Genomic DNA, 20,591 nt, shown 5'->3' with positions numbered 1-20,591 from the left:
TACGGCGTGCTGATGCCCGGTTCAACCGTGATCGGGTGATGGCGGCGGCTCGGGAGGCGTTCGCGTCGGCGGGGCTCGAGGTGCCCATGCGGGAGGTGGCGCGACGGGCGGGGGTTGGTGTGGCGACCCTGTACCGGCACTTCCCGACGCGTACGGAGTTGGTGGCGGCGGTCCTGGCCGAGCGGGTGGACGACTGCGGTGTGCGGATGCGCCGGGCGCTCGACGACCCGGACCCGTGGCGGGCGTTGTCCGGCGTGGTGCGCGAGTTCGCTGAGCGGCAGATCCATGACCGGGAGCTCAACGAGGTGCTGTTGGGGCCGGGTGAGTTGGGTGCGGCGTTTCAGCGGGAGCGGCGGGAGCACGCGCAGGCGTTGAACGTGCTGGTGGTGCGGGCGCGGGCCGCGGGTGTGCTGCGCGACGGCGTCGGCGCGGACGAGGTCCGGGCCGGGCTGCTGGCCATCGCGTCGCTTCGGCGGTTGCCGGCGACGACGAGCGTCCGGGTGATCGGTCTGGTGGCGGACCTCGTCGTCGCCGGTATCCGTGCCTGACGGTCGTCAGTCGTCGCGGTGGGCGGTCCACCACTGCTGGCCGTCGGCCGGGAGGGTGTCGATCGGGTCGTAGTAGGCGTAGCGCTTGTTGAGCGCCTCCAGGTCGGCGGATTCGATGGAGGTGCGGTAGTTCTTGGTCCAGTAGGAGATGCCGCGCTCGCGGTCGTAGTCGGTGAGCATGTGCACCCAGCGTTTGCCGACGAAGGGCACGTCGCAGACGATGCGGGGGGTGGCGTAGCCGGGGAGGTAGCCCATGATGTCGTGCTGGAGTTGCTGGGCGTGCCAGACCGGAACCCGCCAGTGTTCGGCGTTGGGGATCATGTCGCACATGTAGAAGTAGTACGGCAGGATCCCGGCTTCGCCCTGGAGGGCGAAGCAGAGGTCGAGCAGTTCCGGGGTGGTGGCGTTGACGCCGCGCATGAGGACGCCCTGGTTGCGGACGTCGCGGACGCCGACGTCGAGGGCGGTCTGGGCGGCCCTGGCGACCAGTGGGGTGAGCGACTGGGCGTGGTTGACGTGGGTGTGGATGGCGAGGTTGACGCCGCGGCGGGCGGCGGTGCGGGCGACGCGTTCCAGGCCTTCGACGACGTCGGGTTGCAGCCAGTGCTGGGGGAGGCCCATGAGGGCTTTGGTGGCGAGCCGGATGTCGCGGACCGTTTCCAGTTCCAGCAGGCGCATGAGGTACGACTCGAGGTTGCGCCAGGGGACGTTGGCGACGTCGCCGCCGGAGACGACCACGTCGCGGACGCCGGGGTGGGCCTTGAGGTAGGCGATGTGGGCGTCGTAGCGGTCGACGGGCTTGAGGGTGAGCTTGAGTTTGTCGACGGCGGGGGTGGAGTTGCCGACGAGGTCCATGCGGGTGCAGTGCCCGCAGTACTGGGGGCAGGTGGAGAGCAGTTCGGCGAGGACCTTGGTGGGGTAGCGGTGGGTGAGGCCTTCGGCGACCCACATGTCGTGCTCGTGGAGGCTGTCGCGGCTGGCGTAGGGGTGTGAGGGCCAGTCGGTGCGTCGGTCGGAGGCGACCGGGATCATGTAGCGGCGGATGGGGTCGGCGAGCAGCGCCTCGGTGGTGGGGGTCGCGAACGGCACCATCGTGTTGATCATTTGGGGTGGCACCAGCATGGACATGGTGGCCATGGCCTGCTGGTCGGCCTCGAGGTCGGCGTAGAAGGTGTCGTCGACGAGGTCGCCGAGGACGGCGCGGAGCTGCTTGGTGTTCTTGACGCAGTTGACGCGTTGCCACTGGGCGGATTCCCACTGGTCGCGGGTGATGTGGCGCCAGCCGGGGAAGCGGGTCCAGTCCGGTTCGACCAGGGGGCGGCGGTGGTATTCGTAGGGCTGCCCGGCGGTCGGTACGGCGACCGGGGCGTGACGGGGTTGAGGGATGGTCTCAACCGGTTGGGTCTGGGTCACGGCCCCTCCTCGGTGTTACGGCTGATCAGCAAGGCCCGAAGGCTACTGGAAAATATTCGGTGCAGAAACTAGTCTGCCGTAAGTTTTCCCGTTACGCGAGCCTTGACCGGGGGGCTTCGGGCGGCGGCTGGGGGAGGTTGGCGTGACGTCACCGGTGGGCTTGCACCGTGTCGTGCAACCGGCGGGGGTGCTGCCGCAGGCGGCGTGGCGCCTGGACGCGTCGGCGGCGATCGGGCCGAACGAGGTGCGGATCCGGGTGCAGCGGCTCAACCTGGACGCGGCGAGCTTCCGGCAGTTGTCGGAGAAGCACGGTGGGGACGGCGCCGCGGTCCGCGCCGAGGTGTTGGAGATCATCTCCACCCGGGGGAAGATGCAGAACCCGGTGACCGGGTCCGGCGGCATGCTGATCGGCACGGTCGAGGAGGCCGGCCGGCGTTCCCCGCTCGGGCTCAGGGCGGGGGAGCGGGTCGCGACCCTGGTGTCGTTGACGCTGACGCCCCTGGTGATCACCGACGGGTTGGCCCGCTGGGACGGGCGCAGCGAGCAGGTGCCCTGTGACGGGTGGGCGATCCTGTTCGCGCGGTCCATCGCCGCGGTGCTGCCCGACGACGAGGATCCGCAGTTGTCCCTGGCGGTGCTGGACGTGTGCGGGGCGCCCGCGCTGACCGCCCGGGTGGTGTCGCGCTACGTCGAGGAGCGCGGTCGCCTCGGTGACCCGACGCCGGTGCGGGTCGCGGTGATCGGCGGGGCGGGCAAGAGTGGGTCGCTGTCGCTCGCCGCGGCGCGGCGGGCCGGTGCCGCGCGTACCGTCGGGGTGGTGCCGGTGGCGGCGGAGCGCGACGCGCTGACGGCTGCCGGCCTGGCGTCGGTGGTGGCGTTGGCCGACGCGCGGGACCCGGTGGGGTTGTCCACGGCGGTGACCACGGCCCTGGGGGCGCCGGCGGACGTCACGGTGGTGTGCGTGGACGTGCCGGGGTGTGAGCACGGGGCGGTGTTGGCCACCGCGGACGGCGGCACGGTGATCTTTTTCTCGATGGCGACGAGCTTCTCCGCGGCGGCGTTGGGCGCCGAGGGGTTGGCGGCGGACGTGACGATGCTGGTGGGCAACGGGTACGTGCCGGGGCACGCGGAGTTGGCGCTGGGCCTGTTGCGGGCCGAGCCGGGCGTGCGTCAGCTTTTCGCGGCGCGGATCGCGGCAGACTGAGAGTCATGACGAACCCCTCGACGTTGTACCGCGGCGGTGTGCTGCACTGCCCCGCCGACCCGAGCGCCACCGCGCTGCTGGTGTCCGGTGGGCGGATCACCTGGTTGGGGACCGACGGTGACGCGCCGCCGGCCGACCGGGTGGTGGATCTGGGTGGGGCGCTGGTGACGCCGGCGTTCGTCGACGCGCACGTGCACGCCACGGACACCGGGTTGGCGTTGGCCGGGCTGGATGTGGCCGGGGTGCGGTCGGCGGGGCAGTTGCTGGACGCGGTGGCCGGGTTCGCGGCGGGTCTGCCGGCGGACGCGGTGGTGCTGGGGCACGGCTGGGACGAGTCGGGCTGGTCGGATGCGACGTTGCCGGACGCGGCGGCGGTGGACCGGGCGGCTGGTGGACGGCGGGTGTATCTGTCGCAGGCGTCGCTGCATTCGGCGTTGGTGTCGTCGGCGATGCTGGCGGCGTGCCCGGAGGTGGTCGGGGCGGTCGGTTACGACGCGTCGGGCTGGTTGCGTCGCGACGCGCACCACGTGGTGCGGGCGGCGGCGCAGGGGTCGGTGAGTCGGGCGCAGCGGGTCGCCGCGCAGCGGGTGGCCCTGTCGCACGCGGCGTCGTTGGGGATCGCGGCGGTGCACGAGTGTGGTGGGCCGGAGATCTCCGACGAGGAGGACTTCACCGGCCTGCTGGGCATCTCGGGTGCGGGGTTGCCGGAGGTGTACGGGTACTGGGGTGAGTTGGGTGGCGCGGCGCGGGCCCGGGAGTTGGGTGCGGTGGGCGCCGGTGGTGACCTGTTCGCCGATGGCGCGTTGGGCTCGCGGACGGCGCATCTGTCCCAGGAGTACGGCGACGGCGCCGGGTGCGGGCACGGGTACCTGACGACCCAGCAGGTGCGCGATCACCTGTTGGACTGCGCGGCGCACGGTGTGCAGGGTGGGTTCCACGCGATCGGTGACGCGGCGATCGGCACGGTGCTGGACGGGTTCGCGGCGGCGGCGACGACGTTGGGTGTGGAGCGGCTGCGCGCGGCCCGGCACCGCATCGAGCACGCGGAGATCATGAACAAGCGGTTGATCGCGCGGTTCGTGGAGTTCGGGGTGGTGGCGAGCATGCAGCCGGCGTTCGACAGGTTGTGGGGCGGCGCGGGCCGGATGTACGAGTCACGGTTGGGGTTGGACCGGTCGTTGGAGTCGAACCCGATGGGCGCGATGCACTCGGTGGGTGTGGCGTTGGCGTTCGGGTCGGATTCGCCGGTGACGCCGTTGGATCCGTGGGGGTCGGTGCGGGCGGCGGCAGCGCACCACAACCCGACGCAGCGGATGAGTGTGCGTTCGGCGTTCGCCGCGCACACCCGTGGTGGGTGGCGGGCGGTGCACCTGGACGCCGAGGGGGTCCTCGCGTTGGGCGCGCCGGCGACGTTCGCGGTGTGGTCGACGCCGGCGGGGGTGCAGCGGGGACTGCCGGTGTTGCTGGCCGAGGATCCGGAGGCGCGGGGTCCGGACGACCCGACGCCGTTGCCGGTGTGCCGGCGGCTGGTGCTGCGCGGTGAGGTCATCTACGAGGAAGGGTCATCATGACCGGGAAGCTTGATCTTGATCCGGTGCTGGTGGCGCGGGCGCGGGAGTTGGCGCGTCGGGCCGGGCAGCCGGTGGTGGACCTGGCCCGCAGCCACACCACCGTGTCGGTGGAGCGGGCGGTGCTGCGGTTGGCCGGGGTGACCGGTGCGGACCCGGACGGGATTCCGTGGGTGAACCGGCTCGTCGACGCGGTCGCCGCGGACGTCGGGTTGGGTCACGGGGTCGCGGTGCCGGTGTTCGACGCCCTGGCCCGCGAGGGCGGCACCGACGTGACGTTGCTGGCGCAGAAGGCCGCCGCCGGGTCGGTGCGGTTCGACCTGCCTACCGGGCGGGCCGCCACGGCCGCCCGGTCGGCGGCGCGCAGGGCCGTCGGCGCGGGCATTCGGCGCATCGACCGGCGGCGCGCCGAGCGGGACCGGCTGATCAAGCGCCACGGTGACCCGAAGCAGCGGCCGTGGATCTACCTGATCGTGGCCACCGGGGACATCTACGAGGACATCCCGCAGGCGCAGGCCGCCGCGCGGGCGGGCGCGGACGTGATCGCGGTGATCCGCTCCACCGGCCAGTCGTTGCTGGACTACGTGCCCGAGGGTGCGACCCGGGAGGGGTTCGCCGGCACGTACGCCACGCAGGAGAACTTCCGGCTGATGCGGGCGGCGTTGGACGAGTCGTCGAGGGAGGTGGGCCGCTACGTGCGGTTGACCAACTACGCGTCGGGGTTGTGCATGCCGGAGATGGCGACCCTGGCCGGGCTGGAACGCCTCGACATGATGTTGAACGACTCGATGTACGGGATCCTGTTCCGCGACATCAACCCGGTGCGCACGTTCGTCGACCAGCGGTTCTCCCGGCAGGTGCACGCCCGCGCCGGGATCATCATCAACACCGGTGAGGACAACTACCTGACCACCGCCGACGCGGTCGACGAGGCGCACACGGTGACGGTGTCGCAGCTGCTCAACGAGTTCTTCGCGCACGAGGCGGGGTTGGCGGACTGGCAGTTGGGGTTGGGGCACGCGTTCGAGATCAACCCGGAGGTGCCGGAGTCGTTCCGCCTGGAGTTGGCGCACGCCCTGCTGGCCCGGGAGTTGTTCCCGGACGCGCCGTTGAAGTGGATGCCGCCGACGAAGCACATGACCGGTGACGTGTTCCGGGGCAACCTGCTCGACGGGTTCTTCAACCTGGCGGGCGCGCTGACCGGTCAGGGCATCCTGCTGGTGGGGATGATGACCGAGGCGGTGGTGACACCGTGGTTGTCGGATCGGGACATCGCGTTGCAGAACGTGCGGTACGTGCTGGGCGCCGCCGGTGGGCTGCACGAGGACTTCGTGCCGGCGCCGGATGGGTTCATCCGCCGCCGCGCCAACCAGGTTCTCGGTGAGGCGCTGGACCTGCTGGAGCGCATCGGGGAGCAGACGTTGCTCACGGCCATCGCCGAGGGCACCTTCGGGATCATGAAGCGGCCCGCGGACCGGGGCAAGGGCCTGTCGGGAGTGGCCGCGCACGAGGCGGACTACTGCAATCCGGCCACCGACATCCTGGAGGTGGCGGCGTGAGCGAGCGCAGCGAGCGAACCGGCAAGCAGATCGTGCGCCCGTACGGGGACACCACCGGTGACGGGATGGTGCAGGTGTCGTTCACCCTGCCGGTGGCCCACGACAAGCGGGCCGAGGGCGCGGCGGTGCAGCTGGCCAACAAGATGGGCATCGACCCGGCGATGGTGGTGCACGCCAAGCCGATGGGTGACGGGTTCACGTTCTTCGTGGTCTACGGGCGGGTCAACCACCTGGTCGACCTGAACGCGGTGCAGGTGGTGGAACGGGACTTCGCGCTGCTGTCGGCGAAGGAGGTCAACACGGTGGTCAAGCAGCGGTTGCGGCGCAAGCTGTCCGTCGTCGGGGCGTGCATCGGCACCGACGCGCACACCGTGGGCATCGACGCGATCCTCAACGTCAAGGGCATCGCGGGGGAGAAGGGCCTGGAGTACTACCGGGAGTTGAAGGTCACCAACCTGGGCGCGCAGGTCAGTGTGCCGGAGTTGGTGGAGGCAGCGAGGGTGGAGAAGGCCGACGCGGTGCTCGTGTCGCAGGTCGTCACGCAACGCGATGCGCACCTGCACAACACCCGGGAGATGTCGGCGGCGTTCCGGGAGGCGATGCCGGCGGGCCGGCGGCCCCTGTTGATCGTCGGTGGTCCCCGGTTCGACGAGTCGATGACCGACGAGTTGGGCGTGGACCGGATCTTCGGTCGGGGCACCACGCCCGGCGAGGTGGCCAGTTACCTCGTGCACGCCCTGATCACGCAACGGAAGGTGAACGCATGACCGACGCACGGCTCGGGTTGACGGTGACGCACCGGCGGTATGTGCCGTACTCGCACGCCCACTACGCCGGCAACCTCGTCGACGGGGCGTACGCCCTCGGGTTGTTCGGCGACGTCGCCACGGAGGTGTGTATCCGCACCGACGGCGACGAGGGCCTGTTCGCCGGCTACGCCGACGTGCGCTTCCACGCGCCCATCCATGCCGGTGACGTCATCGAGGTCACCGCCCAGGTGTCGCGGGTGGGCACCCGCAGCCGCACCCTGGAGTTGAGCTGTGCGGTGGTGTGCCGGGGCCGACCGGAGCGCTCGGCGTCCGCCGCCGAGGTCCTCGACCCGCCGATCGTGGCGGTCACCGCGACCGGCACCGTGGTCGTTCCCGCCGACTCGTGACCCTGGCGGTCTGCGCGGACGTCGGTTCCACGTACACGAAGGTGGCGGTGGTGGACCTGGCCGCCGGTGTGCTGGTCGGCGCGGCGGCGGCGCCGACCACGGTGGGCACCGACGTGCTGCACGGCCTGGACGCCGCGGTCGCGGCGGCCACCGCCGGACTGGGGGTGCGCGACGCGCCGTGGTACGTGTGCTCGTCGGCCGGTGGTGGGCTGCGGCTGGCCGTGGTCGGCTACGAGCCGCTGGTCACCGCGCAGGCGGGCCGGCGGGTCGGGTTGTCCGCCGGCGCGCACGTGGTGCACGTGGCGGCCGGTCGGCTCGGCGCGGTGGACCTGGCGGCGATGCGGGCGGCCCGCCCGGACGTGGTGCTGCTCGTCGGTGGCACCGACGGCGGTGACGCCGAGACGGTCACCCACAACGCGACCCGCCTGGCCCGCGCCCGGTGGCGGGTCCCGGTGGTGTACGCGGGCAACGCCGACGTGCGCGCCGAGCTGACCGGGTTGCTGGAGGCCGCCGGGGTGCCGGTGACCGGCGCGGAGAACGTCCTGCCCCGCATCGGGGTGCTCGCCCCGGCGTCGGCGCGGGCGGCGATCCGCGCGGTGTTCCTACGCCACGTCATCGGGGGCAAACGACTGTCGAGGGGCACCCGGTTCGCGCGCCTGGTGCGCGCGGCCACCCCGGACGCGGTGCTCACCGGTGTGGAGGTGCTCGCCGACACCCTCGGCGGTGACCTCGCCGTGGTCGACGTGGGTGGTGCCACCACCGACGTGTACTCGGTGCTCACCCCCGACGAGCGGGCCAGCGGGCCGGCGCGGCAGGTCGCCGGGAACCTGTGGCGGGCCCGTACCGTGGAGGGTGACCTGGGCATGCGGTGGAGTGCGCCCGGGGTGGTGCGGGCCGCCGTCGAGGAGCGGCTGCTCACCCCGGACGAGGCCGACGACCTGAGCGCCGCCGCGGCGGGTCGGGCCGCGGACCCGGCGTTTCTGGCTGTCGACGACATCGAGCGGGCCGTGGACCGGCGGATCGCCACCCTCGCGGCGACGGTGGCGTTGCGCCGCCACGCCCGCGGCGCCGCCACCGGTGAACGGGCCGGGCGGGACCTGCGCGACGTGCGGTTGCTGGTGGGTTCCGGTGGGGTGCTGCGGCACGCCTCGGCGGACACGTCCGCGCAGGTGTTGGCGGCGGTGCTGGCCGACCACGCCGGCGGGTGGGCGTTGCCGCGCGCCGCCGCCGCGGTCGTCGACACCGAGTACGTGCTGGCCGCCGGGGGGTTGCTCGCCGAGGAGCACCGGGCGGCGGCGGGGGCGCTGTTGCGCCACCATCTACGCACGCATTGAGACTCGCCGACCCGACACGCCGTGTCGCAACACACGACAGGCCGGGGGTGGGTTGACAACCGACGGGGGTCGGCACGTACCGTCTTTGAGTCCTACCACGGGAAGCGGCTGTTGTTCGCTTCGTCCTCTCGTCCGCTGGCCGAGCGACATTTTCAGCGTCATCGTCGCGGCGGCCAGGTCCAGCGGGCGGGGGTCGGCGGGGCGGCGCGAACCGGCCGCGGTTACCGGTGTACGGGCAGGGTGAGGTGCACGGCCAGTAGACAACGGCCCGGCGGGGGCAGCCAGTCCACGTCCGGTCGGTCCGAAGGTCGTCGTACCCCATCCTCGCCACACCGGCCGGGAAGGGCCTGGGAGCATCGGGGCGCGGCGTGAGCCGCGCCCCGATTTCATGTCCGCTGGGCGGTCTGTGCCGGCCGGCCCGATGCGGTCGGTTCGCAGGCCAGCCAGGTAGCCTTCGCCCCGTGATCGAGGTGAAGCGGTGACGATTCTGGACCGGGACGACACCCACAGCCCGGCCGCGCCGAGTCAGCCGGTCGGGACCGGTCGGCCGCTGCCGCTGCGGGTCGCCGTGCCCCTGGCCGTGGCCGCCGGGCTGGCCCTGCTGGTGGCGTTCCCCCCGTACGGGGTGTGGCCGCTCGCGCCGGTCGGGGTGGCGTTGCTGGCCGCCGCCGCACACCGGCGGCGGTTGCGCGCCGGCGCCGGCCTGGGCTTCCTGACCGGGGTGGCGTTGTTCGCCCCGCTGTTGGCCTGGACGAACCTGCACACCGGTTACCTGCCGTGGGTGCTGCTGTCGTTGCTGCAGGCCGGTTACCTGGCGCTGCTGGGCGTGGCCACCGCCTGGGTGTCGCCGCTGGCCGACCGGGTCCGCTGGGCGTGGCCGGTGCTGACCGGGCTGCTGTGGGTGGGGCAGGAGGCGCTGCGCGACCGCACCCCGTTCGGTGGGTTCCCGTGGGGGCGGTTGGCGTTCAGTCAGGACACCTCCCCGCTGCTGCGTCTGGCCGCGCTGGGCGGCGCGCCGCTGGTGACCTTCACGACGGCGCTCGTGGGCGGGTTGCTGGTCACCGCCGCGTGGCGGGGCTGGGCCGCCGCCCGTCCCCCCACCTCGCCCGCTGAGGGCTCCCAGGACGCCGACGGCGGGCGGGGGGTCACGTCGGCTCGCCGGTGGGCGCCGGTGGCCGCACCGGCCGCCGTGGCCCTCGCGCTGACCGCTGGGGGCCTGCTCGTGCCGGTCGCCACCGCCGGGTCGGGCGCCACCACCACCGTGGCGATCGTGCAGGGCAACGTGCCGCGGCTGGGCCTGGACTTCAACGCCCAACGGCAGGCGGTGCTCAACAACCACGTCGACGCCACCATCGAGCTGGCCGCGCGGGTCGCCGCCGGTCAGGAACGTCGCCCCGACCTGGTGGTGTGGCCGGAGAACTCCAGCGACATCGACCCGCTGCGCAACCCCACGGCCGGCGCGCGGATCTCCCAGGCCGCCGACACGATCGGCGCGCCGATCCTCGTCGGGGCAGTGCTGCTCGGCCCCGGCCCCGGGCAGGTCCGCAACGCGGGCATCCTGTGGCACCCCGGCACCGGCGCCGACCTGGACCAGCTGTACACCAAACGCCACCCCGTGCCGTTCGCCGAGTACGTGCCGCTGCGCGACATCGCCCGGATGGTCAGCAAGCAGGTCGACCTGATCCGCAGCGACTTCGTGCCCGGAAGCACCCCGGGCGTGGTACGCGCCGGCCCGGCCGTGCTCGGCGACGTGATCTGCTTCGAGGTCGCCTACGACCACGTGGTCCGCGACACCGTCGACGGCGGCGCGCAGCTGCTGGTCGTGCAGACCAACAACGCCACCTTCAACGTGGCGGAGGCCCGCCAGCAGATGGCCATGGTGCGGCTGCGGGCGGTGGAGCACGGCCGACCGGCGTTGATGGCGTCCACGGTCGGCGTGTCCGGGTTCGTCGCACCCGACGGGCGGGTAAGCGATGCCACCGGGTTCAACACCCGGGAGGTCGTGGTGCGGCAGTTGCGGCTCGACGACGGACGTACCCTCGCCACCCGCCTCGGCTGGTGGCCGGAGGTGACGCTCGCCGCGCTGGCCGTGGCGGCCCTGGTCGGCGCGGCGGTGCTGCGCCGGCGGCAGCGGGTCATGCCCGGGTAGCAACAGCCGGTACGCCGGCGGGAGCGGAGGAACCATGATCCAGGCGACCGATACGATCCGACGCCCGGACGAGGTGCCGGGCGTGGGCCGGGTGCTGGTGGTGATCCCCACCTACAACGAGGCGGCCAACATCGCCTCGATCGTGGGTCGGGTCCGACGTGCCGTCCCGGCGGTGCGGATCCTCATCGCCGATGACAACAGCCCCGACGGCACCGGCGCGATCGCCGACGCCCTCGCCGACGGCGACGCGCACGTGCAGGTGTTGCACCGCCGGGGCAAGCAGGGCCTCGGAGCGGCGTACCTGGCGGGGTTCGGGTGGGCGCGTGAGCGCGACTACCAGGCGGTCGTGGAGATGGACGCCGACGGCTCGCACGCGCCGGAGGACCTGCCGGCGCTGCTGGAGGCCGCCCGCGACGCCGACGTGGTGATCGGGTCACGGTGGACCAGCGGCGCGCGGGTGCTCAACTGGCCGCTGCGGCGGCTGCTGCTGTCGCGCGGCGGCAACCTGTACGCGCGCCTCGCCCTGGGCATGCCCGTCTCGGACGCCACCGGCGGTTACCGGGTGTACCGGATCAGCGCGTTGGACGCCATCGACCTGGAGTCGGTGACGTCGCAGGGGTACTCGTTCCAGGTGGAGCTGTCTCGGCTGGCGCACCGGGCCGGGGTGCGGATCGTGGAGGTGCCGATCACCTTCGCCGAACGGGAACACGGGGACAGCAAGATGAGCCCGCGGATCGTGGCCGAGGCGCTGTGGCGGATCACCGCCTGGGGTGTGCAGGACCGGCGGCAGGCGGTACGCCGTGGCCTACATGGCACCACCACCGGTCAGGCGCGGTGGCCGTGAGGCGCCGCAGGCGCGATGGTCGTGAGCGCGGCCGTGTCATGCTGGATGAGCGGGACACGTCCATGGTGTCGCGGGAATGGCGATGAGGTGAGATGCGCCGAGGACTGAGGTTCGTGCCGTTGGCCCTGTTGCTGGCGGTGGTGCTGGAGTTGGCGGTGTTCGTCGGAGTCGGACGGGCGCTGGGGTTCGGGGCGGCGGTGCTGCTGGTGTTCGCCGCGTCCCTGCTGGGCCTGGTGCTGCTGCGCCGGGAGGGGATGCGCGCCTGGCGTGGTTTCCGCTCCGCCGCGGCGGCCGGGCAACCACCGGGTGGGCAGGTGACCGACGGGCTCGTCGGGTTGGGCGGCGCCCTGTTGCTGGCGGCGCCCGGGCTGGTCAGCGGGCTGATCGGGTTGCTGCTGCTGGTGCCTCCGGTGCGTCGACTGGCCCGCGCGGGGGTGCGACGTGCCACCGAGCGGCGGGTGTCGTCGATGGTCGCCGGTGACCTGTTCGGCCCCCGCACGGTGCGGGTGCGCCAGGGTGCGCCGCAACCGGCCCCGCAGCCGCAGCAGCCGGTGGTCGTCGACGGCGGTCGGGCCATCGAGGGCGAGATCATCGAGCCCGGTCGCTAGCCTCAGCATCACACGCGGACACGACGGCGCCCCCGGGATGATCCCGGGGGCGCCGTGTGTCGTGCGGCTCAGGCGCGGCCGCGGCGGGTCCGAACCTCCTGCAGACGCTCCTCGAGGATGTCCTCGAGCTCGGCGATCGAACGCCGCTCCAGCAGCATGTCCCAGTGGGTACGCGGCGGCTTGGCCTTCTTCTGCTCCGGCTCGTTGCCGTCGACGAGTCGGGCGACGCTGCCGTCGAACTTGCATTCCCAGGTCATCGGGACCTCGGCGTCGACGGCGAACGGCACCTCGAACTGATGGCCCTTGGCGCAGAGGTACTCGCGGGTCTGACGCGGCGCGAGCTCCGTGTTGCGGTCGGATTCGTAGCTCACCGCGCCAAGGCGGCTTCCGCGCAGCATACGCTCGCCCATGATCGACTTCCCCTCGTTCGTGGTGCTGGTCTTCTGGGTGTAACGGCGCGTTCCCGTCGAGCCATTCCCGCCCGAGGGCGTGAGGCGTCCACGGGTGGGGCCGCGACCAAGGGTAGCCGGCCGGGACACGCACCCGGCCGGGTGATCCCCAGGCCTGTCGCAACGGGGGTGTGGATCCGCTGCCACCGGGGAGGTTAACCGCCCGGGGGCGGCGGAAGTTGCGCCCCCGGGCGGCTCAACCGGTTGTCGGCACCGAGCCGAGCCGGGCCAGCGCCGCCGCCAGGTCGCTGACCTGGTCACCGAGCTGCGCCACCCGCTGCTGAGCCAGGTCCCGGCCGCCTTCAGCCGCGTCGAGTCGTACCGTCAGGGCGGTGACCTGGCTCTCGGCGGTGGCCGCCGCCTGCCGGGCGGCGGTCAGCTCGGCGGTGAGCGTGTCGCGCTGGGCTTCGGTGGCCGCCAGTTCCGCGCGCAGCCGTGCCGCCACCTGCGCGACCTCCTGCCGGGCGTCGTCGACCTCGCGGGCGGCGACCTGGGCGCGCTCGCGGGCCCGGTCGGCCTGCTCCCGCGCCCGCGTGGCGTCGGCGGCCTCGGCGCGGGCGCGCGCGGCGTCGGCGCGGGCCTGCTCGATCTGGCGGCGCACGTCCTGCACCTCGGCCTGCCACCGGCCGGCCCGTTCGGTCGCGTCGGCGGCGACCCGGGTGGCTCGTTCGGCGTCGGCGCGGACCGCGTCGCGTTCAGCGGTCAGGTCGGCCGCCCGCTGCCGCTCGGCGTCGCGTTGCGTGCGCAGATCCCGCACCTCGGCGCGGGCCTGGTCCCGGTCGCGTTCGGCCTGGGCGCGCAACGCCTCGGCGGCGCTGACGTCGTGGCGGGCCTGGTCGCGGGCGGCCTCGGCGTGCCGCGCCCGCTCGTCGGCAGCGGTGGCCTGCTGGTGCGCCCGCTCGGTGGCCTCGGTGGCCTGCTCGGCGCGTCGCCGGGCCTCGTCGGCGTCGGCGAGAGCCGTGCGGGCCTGCTCCCGGGCCCGCGCCGCGTCGGCGGCGGCGGCCTCGGCGTCGTCGCGGGCCTCGTCGCGTTCGGTCTGCGCCGCCGCGACCTCGGTGGCGGCCTCCGCGCGAGCCTGGGCGATCTGGCGCTGCACACCCACCGGTGACAACTCGGCGTGCAGGGACTCGGTCAACGTCTCGACGATCTGGTCGAGGCGGTCCACCGCCTCCCAGGTGCGGGCCACCTGCCCCGGCAGGCCGGGGGCGTTGCGGTGGCGCATCCGGCTGTTGCGGGAGGCGCGCTGGCAGGCGCCGTCGTTGTCCCGGCAGTACCGAAACGGTCGGCCCGCGCCGACACGCTGCGGCACCGGCAGTCCACAGTGGGCGCACGGGCGGGTCTCGGTGGTGGTGGGCTGGGCGTCCATCGAGGTGGCAGTCTAGTGCCGGGCGGCGCCGCCCGGCGCACCGCGGCGGGGTCAGCTCGCGGCGCGGGCGCTCGCGTCCAGGGTGTAGCGGCGTTGCAGCAGCAGCGCCGCGAGCATCGCCACCGCCGGCAGCACCCCGAAGCCGTAGCGGACCGCCGCCAGCGCCGCGTCCGGCTGCGTCGGCGAGTCACCGGCCGTCGAGGCCACGAAACCCCCGACGGCCAGGCACAGCGCGTACGCGTACGGGCCCAGGGCCGCGCCGGTGGCCTCGGTGGCCGTCCACACCCCGGTGTAGGTGCCGGCGCCCGTCGGTGCGGCGGCACCGGTGCTGTCGGCGGTCGGTGCGCGGTCGCTCGCGGCGGCGCGGATCACGTCGGGCAGCATCGAGAAGGGCAGCAGTTGCATGCCCGCGAACGCCACCCCGAGCACTGCCACCGCGCCGATCAGCACCGGTAGTCCGGCCGGGCGACCCACCGCGAGCACCAGCGAGCCGAGGGCGAACGTGCCCTGCGCGCCGAGCAACGCCCGCTGCTTGCCGACCCGGCGGGCCACCACCAGCCAGGCCGGGGTCACCAGCAGCGCCGGCGCCACGAACGCGGCCACCAGCACCGTGGTCAGACCGGGCGCGCGCAACTCGTACTCGGCGTAGTAGGGCACCCCGGCGAGCACCAGGTGGGTGGCGGTGGACATGGCCAGGTACGCGGTCACCAGCCAGCGGAACTGTCGGTCGCGCAGCGCGGTGCGCAGCGCCCGCCACCCGCCGTGCCCCGCTCGCGTGGGGTCCGCCGCGCCGCCGCGCAGCCGGGCGATGCCGGCGACACCGACCAGCATGGCGGCCAGCATGCCGACGGCGAGGACCACCCCCATCCGCTGGTAGCCGCCCCGGGTCGCGGCGTCGCCGCCGGTGAGCAGCGGGGCCAGCAACCCGGAGAGCAGGATCCCCAGGGTCAGCACGACCATCCGGAACGCCATCAGCCGGGTGCGTTCGTCATAACCGATCCGCAGGTCGGCCGGGGTGGCCAGGTAGGGGACCTGGTAGGCGGCGAAGAGCAGGTTGCCGGCGACGAAGAACACCGCCACCCACGCGGCCGCCGGCACGCCGGTCAGGCCGCCGGGCACCGCGAAGAGCGCGGCGAACGCGACCGGCAGGGCACAGCCGAGCAGCAGCAGGCGACGCCTGTCGCCCCGGCGGGTCTGCTCGACGTCGGCGCGGTGCCCCACCCAGGGGTGCAGCAGCACGTCGGCGATCTTCGGCAGCAGCAGCGCGAGGCCGGCCAACCACGGCCCGACCGCCAGCACGTCGGTGAGGAAGTACAGCAGCAGCAGGCCGGGAACTGTCACCCAGACACCCATGCCGAGCGAGCCGGCCGCGAAGCCCGCCAGGGGACCACGGGCAAGCGTCGCGTCGGTGGCGGCCACGGGCCGCCGGTCGAGCCCGGTCATCGCCGCATCCCCTCGGTAATCCAACGGTTGCTGGATTCTAGGGGCAGAATGGCGGTCATGACCATGCCCCGCCGCCGTCCCGGTCGGCCCCGCCGCGACGAGACCCGGCCGACCCGGGAGGTGGTGCTCACCGCGGCGACCGCGCTGTTCGCCGAGCGTGGCTTCGACGCCGTCGGGCTGCGGGAGGTCGCCGCCGCCGCCGGGGTCGACGTCGCCACGGTCGCGCACCACACGGGTACGAAGGCGGCGCTCTACGACGCCTGCTTCGCCCGGGTCTTCGCCGCCGAGCAGGAGGTGCTCACCCGCGCCGCCGAGCAGGCCCGCGCGGCCCTCGACGCGGGGCCGGACGCCTCCCGGCGCGCGCTGCACGACCTGGTCGACGTCTTCGTCGACTTTCTGGAGGACCGCCCGGAGACCACCGCGCTGTGGCTGCGCCGCTGGCTGGAACCGCAGCGGCACGACGAGCTCGACAAGCGGTACGCCGAGCCGTTGTACCGGCTGGTCGCGGAGCTGCTCACCGCCGCCGCGGCGGCCGGGGCGCTGGCCGAGCCGACCCCGCACATCACCGTCCGCAGCCTGGTGTGGGCGACCCACGGTCACGTGGTGGCGCTGGCCGCGGGTGCGCCGGGCGCTCGGGAGCGGCGTGAGTTCCGCGCGTTCGTGCATCGCCTGCTCGTCGGCCTGTACGGACCGTCGACCCCTTGACGCGTCGCCGCCGCGCGACGATTATCCAGCAGACGTTGGATTAAATGGGGGCGGCGATGGGTGTACCACCCAGGGTGGCGGTGATCGGCGCTGGCGCGGCCGGGCTCGCCGCCGTCAAGGCACTGCGCGACGCCGCGGTGCCGGTGATCGGCTTCGAGGCCGCCGACCAGGTCGGTGGCCTCTGGGTGTACGGGGCACCCGACTCGCCCGCGTACCGCACGCTGCACCTGAACACCAGCCGGGGGCGTACCCAGTTCGCCGACCACCCGATGCCCGGCGACTGGCCCGACTACCCCGACCACCGCCGGGTCGCCGCCTACCTCGCCGACTACGCCGACCGTTTCGGGCTGGGCGAGGACATCCGGCTGCGACACACCGTCGAGCAGGTCACCCGGGACTCCGCCGGCACCTGGACGGTGACCGCTCGCGGGCCGGACCGGTCGGTCGAGGTCACCGTCGACGCCGTGGTCGTCGCCAACGGGCACAACCGGGTGCCCCGGCTGCCCGACCCCGCGTACCCGGGCACCTGCACCGCCGAGCAGATCCACAGCCACGACTACCGGGGCCCGGAGCAGTTGGCCGGCAGGCGCGTCCTCGTCGTCGGTGGCGGCAACTCCGCGATGGACATCGCCGTGGACGCCTCGTACGCCGCCGCCCGCACCCTGCTGTCGTTGCGCCGGGGTGTCTGGGTGGTGCCGAAGTACCTGCTGGGTCGCCCCTCGGACACTCTCAACGGTGCGCTGGCCCGCCGACTGCCGTGGCGGCTGCGCCAACGCATCAGCCAGACGATGCTCAGCGCCACCGTCGGCAGCCCGGCCCGCTACGGGCTGCCCGCGCCGACGCACGGTCTCCTGCAGGACCACCCGACGCTCTCCGACGGGCTGCTGTCGCGGCTGACCCACGGCGACGTCGAGGCCCGACCCGGCGTCACCGCCCTCGACGGCGACCGGGTCGAGTTCACCGACGGCCGCAGCGACAGCGTCGACCTGATCGTCTGGTGCACCGGCTACCGGGTGGAGATCCCGTTCCTCGACCCGGCGCTGCTCGGCCGTGGCGCCGACACCCTGCCGCTGTACCGGCACGTGTTCCACACCGACGCCCCCGGCCTGACCTTCGTCGGCCTGATGCAGTCCACCGGGTCCGCGTTCCCCCTGGTGGAGGCGCAGGCCAAGCTGATCGCCGCGCAGCTCGCCGGCCGGTACGCGCTGCCGGACCCGGACCGACAGCGGGCCACGTGCCGGGCCGAGTTGCGGTCTGCGACCGCCCGGTGGGGCCAGCGCCGCCCGGCGATGCGCGTGGACTTCGACGCCTACCTGGCCGACCTGGCCCGCGAGTTGACCGCCGGCACCCGCCGCGCCCGATCCGGTGCCGCCGCTGCGACCGCTACGGCCTCCTCGGTCGGGGTTCAGCAGTGAGGGCCAGCGCATTGGCGGGCCGTCGGGTGCTGCTGACCGGCGCGAGCGGAACCTTCGGCCGGCATCTCGGCGCGGCCTTCACCGCCGCTGGCGCGCACGTGGTGGGCCTCGACCTGCGCGCGCGCCCCGACGGCGACCTGCCGGTGCTCAGCTGCGACCTGACCGACCCGGACGCCGTGGCACCGGCCGTACGAGCCGCTGTCGACCGGCTCGGCGGGCTGGACCTGCTGATCAACAACGCCGGTGTCGGTGGTCCCGCCCCCGCCGAGTTGCCACCCGACGAGGTGGTCCGCCGACAACTGGAGGTCAACCTGCTCGCCGCCTGGCGGACCACCGCCGCGGCACTGCCACCGCTGCTCACCGCGCGCGGACGAGTCATCTTCGTGGCCAGTCGGATGGCGGTGCTGCCCCTGCCCCTCGCCGCCGCGTACGGAGTCAGCAAACGGGCTCTGGTCGCGTACGCCGACGCGCTGCGCCACGAGGTGGGCACACACGTCGGGGTGAGCGTGGTCTACCCGAGCATGGTCGTCTCACCCATCCACCACAGCACCGCCGAGGCCGGCCTGTCCCTGCGGGGGGTGTCCCGCCCCGAGCCCGTCGAGGGGGTGGTCGCGGCGATCCTGCGGACCGCCACGGCCCGGCGGGCACCCCGCGACGTGGCGACCACGACGCGCGGTCGGCTGGAGTTGGCCGTCGGCCGGCACGCGCCCGCGCTCGCCGATCGGCTGGTCCGTCGTACCCTCGCCGCCCGGCTCGCCGCCGGTGACCTGGACGCCGCGCCGCTGGCCGCCGGGATGGTCCGCCGCCACCGGGGGCATTGACCGCCTCGGTCCGGGCGTGGCTCTCGGTGGTCCGCCGCGACCGTGGCAGCGACCGTCCGGTCAGGGCGTGGCGACCGCCGCGCGGGAGCGGTCGGCGGCGATCCGGACCGCCAGCCCGGCCAGGGCCGTCCCGGTCACCCACCGCTGCGCCCGCAGCCACCCCGGTCGGCGGGCGAAGAACCCGGCCAACGAGCCGGCGCTGAGCACGATCAGCGTGTTCACGAACAGCGCCACGGTGATCTGGGTCAGGCCCAGCAGCAGACTCTGCGCCGCCACCTGCCCGCGCGCCGGGTCGATGAACTGGGGCAGCACCGACACGTAGAGGATCGCGATCTTCGGGTTCAGCAGGTTGGTGATCAGACCCATGGTGAACAGCCGCCGGGGCGGGTCCGGCGGCAGCGGCGTCGGCGTGAACGGTGAGTGCCCACCCGGGCGCAGCGTCTGCCAGGCCAGCCAGAGCAGGTAACCGGCACCGGCCAGCTTCACCACCGCGTACAGGGTCGGCACCAGCACGAAGACGGTGGCCAGACCGGCGACCGCCGCCGCCAGGTACACCCCGAAGCCGGCGGCCACCCCGAGCAGTGAGACCAGGCCGGCCCGACGGCCCTGGGCCACCGAGCGGGACACCAGGTAGACCATGTTCGGGCCGGGCGTGAGGACCAGCCCCAACGCCACCAGCGCGATGCCCAGCAGTGCCCCCGTGCTCACCACGATGTTTCCCCCGTTCGTCAGCCCCGTACCGACGGTAGGCGGGGCGACCGTGTCGACCGAGGGCCACCTCGCAGGTCGTGGCCCTCGAATCGGACACCTGGGCCGAAACCACCTCGGCCGGTCGCCGCCGGGAATGGTCACCGTCGCGGGCGCGCTGACCCCCTACGAGCGCGCGTCGCCGGGCGGAGGCGGCGCGTTACCGTGGCCAGGGGAGGTGCCGCAGAGTGACCGATGCGTGGGAAGCGGCCGTGGAGGCGCAGATCCGGGGAGCCGTGCAACGCGGCGAGTTCGACGACCTGCCCGGCATGGGCAAGCCGATTCCCGGCCGGGGAGCGCCGTACGACGAGTCGTGGTGGATCAAGAGCTTCCTGGAACGGGAGGCGCTGCCCAGCGACCTGCTCCTACCCACCCCGCTGCAACTGCGCCGACGTGTCGAGCAGGTCCCCGACGAGGTCCGTGACCTGCCCACCGAACAGGCCGTCCGTGACTTCGTGGGTCAGTTGAACACGCAGATCGTGGCGTGGCTGCGCAACCCCGACGGCCCCCGCGTGGCGGTGCGTCCGGTCAATACCGACGAGGTGGTACGCTGCTGGCGCGCCGAGCACGCCCCGCCCAGCCTCCCGACGCGGACGACCGACCGGGTGACCGTCGTCGCGCCACGCCGGCCGCGTCGCGCCTGGTGGTTGCCGTGGCGCCGCCGGTCGCGCTGACCCGCCTGCTCGGCCGTGCCCGGCACCGGCAGACTGTGCAGATGGTGATCGACCCACGAACGTCCGGCATCTCCTCGGTGCCGGGCCTGGCCCTGCGTCCCTGGGCGGACGACGATCTGGACGCCCTGCTGGACGCGTACCGGGATCCGGTGTTGCGTCAGTGGACCCGGCTGCCGGTGACCAACCCGGCCGAGGGCCGGCAGTGGCTGGAGCGGGTGCGAGAGGACTGGGACGCGGGTCGGCGGTACAGCTTCGCGGTCGTCGAGGACGACGACGCGGACGGGCCGCGGCTGGTGGCGAACGTGGTGCTCAAGCGGGTCAGCGAGGATTGGCCCGCGCCCGAGGTGGGTTACTGGACGGCGGCGTGGGCGCGCGGGCGCGGCGTCGCTCCGCGGGCGGTCACCGCGCTCAGCCGGTGGGCGTTCGACAGGTTCCCCGCGCTGGAGCGCCTCGACCTGCTGCACCAGGTGGACAACGTGGCCTCCTGCCGGGTGGCCCAGAAGAGCGGCTACGTGTTCCAGGAGGTGCTGCCCGCCCGGCCGCCGTTTCCGCTGGACGGTCACCGGCACTCGCTGAGCGTCGACTAGC

General features: G+C 73.6%; 20 protein-coding genes. 15 read left to right on the top strand and 5 right to left on the bottom strand.

The window, feature by feature from the left end:
• Positions 1-38 precede the first annotated feature (38 nt).
• A complete protein-coding gene (locus tag AB0C01_RS30985) occupies positions 39-548 on the top strand; it encodes a helix-turn-helix domain-containing protein (RefSeq protein ID WP_357572847.1) in 510 nt (169 codons plus the stop codon).
• Between the two features lie 6 nt (positions 549-554).
• Here AB0C01_RS30985 and AB0C01_RS30980 read toward each other — a convergent pair whose 3' ends face one another.
• Complete coding sequence (locus AB0C01_RS30980) at positions 555-1,961, bottom strand: lysine 2,3-aminomutase (protein ID WP_357249520.1); 1,407 nt, start codon at positions 1,959-1,961, stop codon at positions 555-557.
• A gap of 154 nt (positions 1,962-2,115) precedes the next feature.
• Between AB0C01_RS30980 and AB0C01_RS30975 the strand changes: the two genes are divergently transcribed.
• The 9 genes from AB0C01_RS30975 (at position 2,116) to AB0C01_RS30935 (ending at position 12,383) form a co-directional block, all read left to right on the top strand.
• Positions 2,116-3,165 carry a zinc-binding alcohol dehydrogenase gene (locus AB0C01_RS30975; protein WP_357249690.1) on the top strand — a complete coding sequence of 350 codons (1,050 nt, stop codon included), beginning with the start codon at positions 2,116-2,118 and terminating at the stop codon, positions 3,163-3,165.
• 5 nt (positions 3,166-3,170) lie between these two features.
• A complete protein-coding gene (locus tag AB0C01_RS30970) occupies positions 3,171-4,736 on the top strand; it encodes an amidohydrolase (protein WP_357572830.1) in 1,566 nt (521 codons plus the stop codon).
• Entirely contained in the window at positions 4,733-6,292 is a 1,560-nt protein-coding gene (locus AB0C01_RS30965) for a lysine 5,6-aminomutase subunit alpha (RefSeq protein ID WP_357572829.1), read from the top strand. Before AB0C01_RS30970 ends, AB0C01_RS30965 begins: the two co-directional genes overlap by 4 nt.
• On the top strand, positions 6,289-7,059 hold the full coding sequence (locus AB0C01_RS30960; protein ID WP_357572828.1) for an OAM dimerization domain-containing protein: 771 nt from the start codon (positions 6,289-6,291) through the stop codon (positions 7,057-7,059). Before AB0C01_RS30965 ends, AB0C01_RS30960 begins: the two co-directional genes overlap by 4 nt.
• Positions 7,056-7,448 (top strand): hotdog domain-containing protein, encoded by a 393-nt coding sequence (locus AB0C01_RS30955; RefSeq protein ID WP_357249508.1) that lies wholly within the window; start codon positions 7,056-7,058, stop codon positions 7,446-7,448. Before AB0C01_RS30960 ends, AB0C01_RS30955 begins: the two co-directional genes overlap by 4 nt.
• A complete protein-coding gene (locus tag AB0C01_RS30950) occupies positions 7,445-8,782 on the top strand; it encodes a glutamate mutase L (RefSeq protein WP_357572827.1) in 1,338 nt (445 codons plus the stop codon). Before AB0C01_RS30955 ends, AB0C01_RS30950 begins: the two co-directional genes overlap by 4 nt.
• Positions 8,783-9,332: 550 nt before the next feature.
• The gene (gene lnt, locus AB0C01_RS30945) at positions 9,333-10,931 is read left to right on the top strand and encodes an apolipoprotein N-acyltransferase (RefSeq protein ID WP_357249687.1); all 1,599 of its coding nucleotides are present in this window, start codon (positions 9,333-9,335) and stop codon (positions 10,929-10,931) included.
• A 34-nt stretch (positions 10,932-10,965) separates the two neighbouring features.
• A complete protein-coding gene (locus tag AB0C01_RS30940) occupies positions 10,966-11,775 on the top strand; it encodes a polyprenol monophosphomannose synthase (protein ID WP_357249502.1) in 810 nt (269 codons plus the stop codon).
• Between the two features lie 92 nt (positions 11,776-11,867).
• On the top strand, positions 11,868-12,383 hold the full coding sequence (locus AB0C01_RS30935) for an FxsA family protein (RefSeq protein WP_357572826.1): 516 nt from the start codon (positions 11,868-11,870) through the stop codon (positions 12,381-12,383).
• Positions 12,384-12,451: 68 nt separating this feature from the next.
• On the opposite strand, the gene AB0C01_RS30930 is transcribed toward AB0C01_RS30935, so the two are convergent.
• From AB0C01_RS30930 to AB0C01_RS30920, 3 genes are all read right to left on the bottom strand, one after another.
• A complete protein-coding gene (locus tag AB0C01_RS30930; protein WP_030489777.1) occupies positions 12,452-12,793 on the bottom strand; it encodes an RNA polymerase-binding protein RbpA in 342 nt (113 codons plus the stop codon).
• A 235-nt stretch (positions 12,794-13,028) separates the two neighbouring features.
• Entirely contained in the window at positions 13,029-14,198 is a 1,170-nt protein-coding gene (locus AB0C01_RS30925) for a hypothetical protein (RefSeq protein ID WP_357572825.1), read from the bottom strand.
• A 51-nt stretch (positions 14,199-14,249) separates the two neighbouring features.
• Entirely contained in the window at positions 14,250-15,641 is a 1,392-nt protein-coding gene (locus AB0C01_RS30920) for an MFS transporter (protein WP_357572824.1), read from the bottom strand.
• 57 nt (positions 15,642-15,698) lie between these two features.
• Between AB0C01_RS30920 and AB0C01_RS30915 the strand changes: the two genes are divergently transcribed.
• The 3 genes from AB0C01_RS30915 to AB0C01_RS30905 are packed head-to-tail and all read left to right on the top strand — an operon-like array spanning position 15,699 to position 18,582.
• Entirely contained in the window at positions 15,699-16,346 is a 648-nt protein-coding gene (locus AB0C01_RS30915; RefSeq protein WP_357572823.1) for a TetR/AcrR family transcriptional regulator, read from the top strand.
• A gap of 56 nt (positions 16,347-16,402) precedes the next feature.
• Positions 16,403-17,761 carry an NAD(P)-binding domain-containing protein gene (locus AB0C01_RS30910; RefSeq protein WP_357572822.1) on the top strand — a complete coding sequence of 453 codons (1,359 nt, stop codon included), beginning with the start codon at positions 16,403-16,405 and terminating at the stop codon, positions 17,759-17,761.
• Positions 17,758-18,582, top strand: a complete 825-nt coding sequence (locus tag AB0C01_RS30905; protein ID WP_357572821.1) for an SDR family NAD(P)-dependent oxidoreductase — start codon at positions 17,758-17,760, stop codon at positions 18,580-18,582. Before AB0C01_RS30910 ends, AB0C01_RS30905 begins: the two co-directional genes overlap by 4 nt.
• 60 nt (positions 18,583-18,642) lie before the next feature.
• Here the strand turns inward: AB0C01_RS30905 and AB0C01_RS30900 are convergent, their stop codons facing one another.
• On the bottom strand, positions 18,643-19,293 hold the full coding sequence (locus AB0C01_RS30900) for a LysE family translocator (RefSeq protein WP_357572820.1): 651 nt from the start codon (positions 19,291-19,293) through the stop codon (positions 18,643-18,645).
• 224 nt (positions 19,294-19,517) lie between these two features.
• Here AB0C01_RS30900 and AB0C01_RS30895 point away from each other — a divergent pair, with 224 nt between their 5' ends.
• Both AB0C01_RS30895 and AB0C01_RS30890 read left to right on the top strand, forming a co-directional pair.
• On the top strand, positions 19,518-20,003 hold the full coding sequence (locus AB0C01_RS30895; RefSeq protein ID WP_357572819.1) for a DUF1992 domain-containing protein: 486 nt from the start codon (positions 19,518-19,520) through the stop codon (positions 20,001-20,003).
• A complete protein-coding gene (locus tag AB0C01_RS30890; RefSeq protein WP_357572818.1) occupies positions 19,982-20,590 on the top strand; it encodes a GNAT family N-acetyltransferase in 609 nt (202 codons plus the stop codon). Before AB0C01_RS30895 ends, AB0C01_RS30890 begins: the two co-directional genes overlap by 22 nt.
• Position 20,591: the final 1 nt, after the last annotated feature.

Origin of the sequence: Micromonospora sp. NPDC048905, from assembly GCF_040649655.1 — a bacterium.
Classification (GTDB): Bacteria; Actinomycetota; Actinomycetes; order Mycobacteriales; family Micromonosporaceae; genus Micromonospora.
This window is presented reverse-complemented; position numbering and strand designations above follow the sequence as displayed.

Bases quoted from the DNA above. Each gene is read 5' to 3' on its own strand.
- AB0C01_RS30985 (WP_357572847.1), top strand. From the start codon at position 39: ATGGCGGCGGCTCGGGAGGCGTTCGCGTCGGCGGGGCTCGAGGTGCCC.
- AB0C01_RS30970 (WP_357572830.1), top strand. From the start codon at position 3,171: ATGACGAACCCCTCGACGTTGTACCGCGGCGGTGTGCTGCACTGCCCC.
- AB0C01_RS30965 (WP_357572829.1), top strand. From the start codon at position 4,733: ATGACCGGGAAGCTTGATCTTGATCCGGTGCTGGTGGCGCGGGCGCGG.
- AB0C01_RS30955 (WP_357249508.1), top strand. From the start codon at position 7,056: ATGACCGACGCACGGCTCGGGTTGACGGTGACGCACCGGCGGTATGTG.
- AB0C01_RS30940 (WP_357249502.1), top strand. From the start codon at position 10,966: ATGATCCAGGCGACCGATACGATCCGACGCCCGGACGAGGTGCCGGGC.
- AB0C01_RS30935 (WP_357572826.1), top strand. From the start codon at position 11,868: ATGCGCCGAGGACTGAGGTTCGTGCCGTTGGCCCTGTTGCTGGCGGTG.
- AB0C01_RS30930 (WP_030489777.1), bottom strand. From the start codon at position 12,793: ATGGGCGAGCGTATGCTGCGCGGAAGCCGCCTTGGCGCGGTGAGCTAC.
- AB0C01_RS30925 (WP_357572825.1), bottom strand. From the start codon at position 14,198: ATGGACGCCCAGCCCACCACCACCGAGACCCGCCCGTGCGCCCACTGT.
- AB0C01_RS30920 (WP_357572824.1), bottom strand. From the start codon at position 15,641: ATGACCGGGCTCGACCGGCGGCCCGTGGCCGCCACCGACGCGACGCTT.
- AB0C01_RS30915 (WP_357572823.1), top strand. From the start codon at position 15,699: ATGACCATGCCCCGCCGCCGTCCCGGTCGGCCCCGCCGCGACGAGACC.
- AB0C01_RS30910 (WP_357572822.1), top strand. From the start codon at position 16,403: ATGGGTGTACCACCCAGGGTGGCGGTGATCGGCGCTGGCGCGGCCGGG.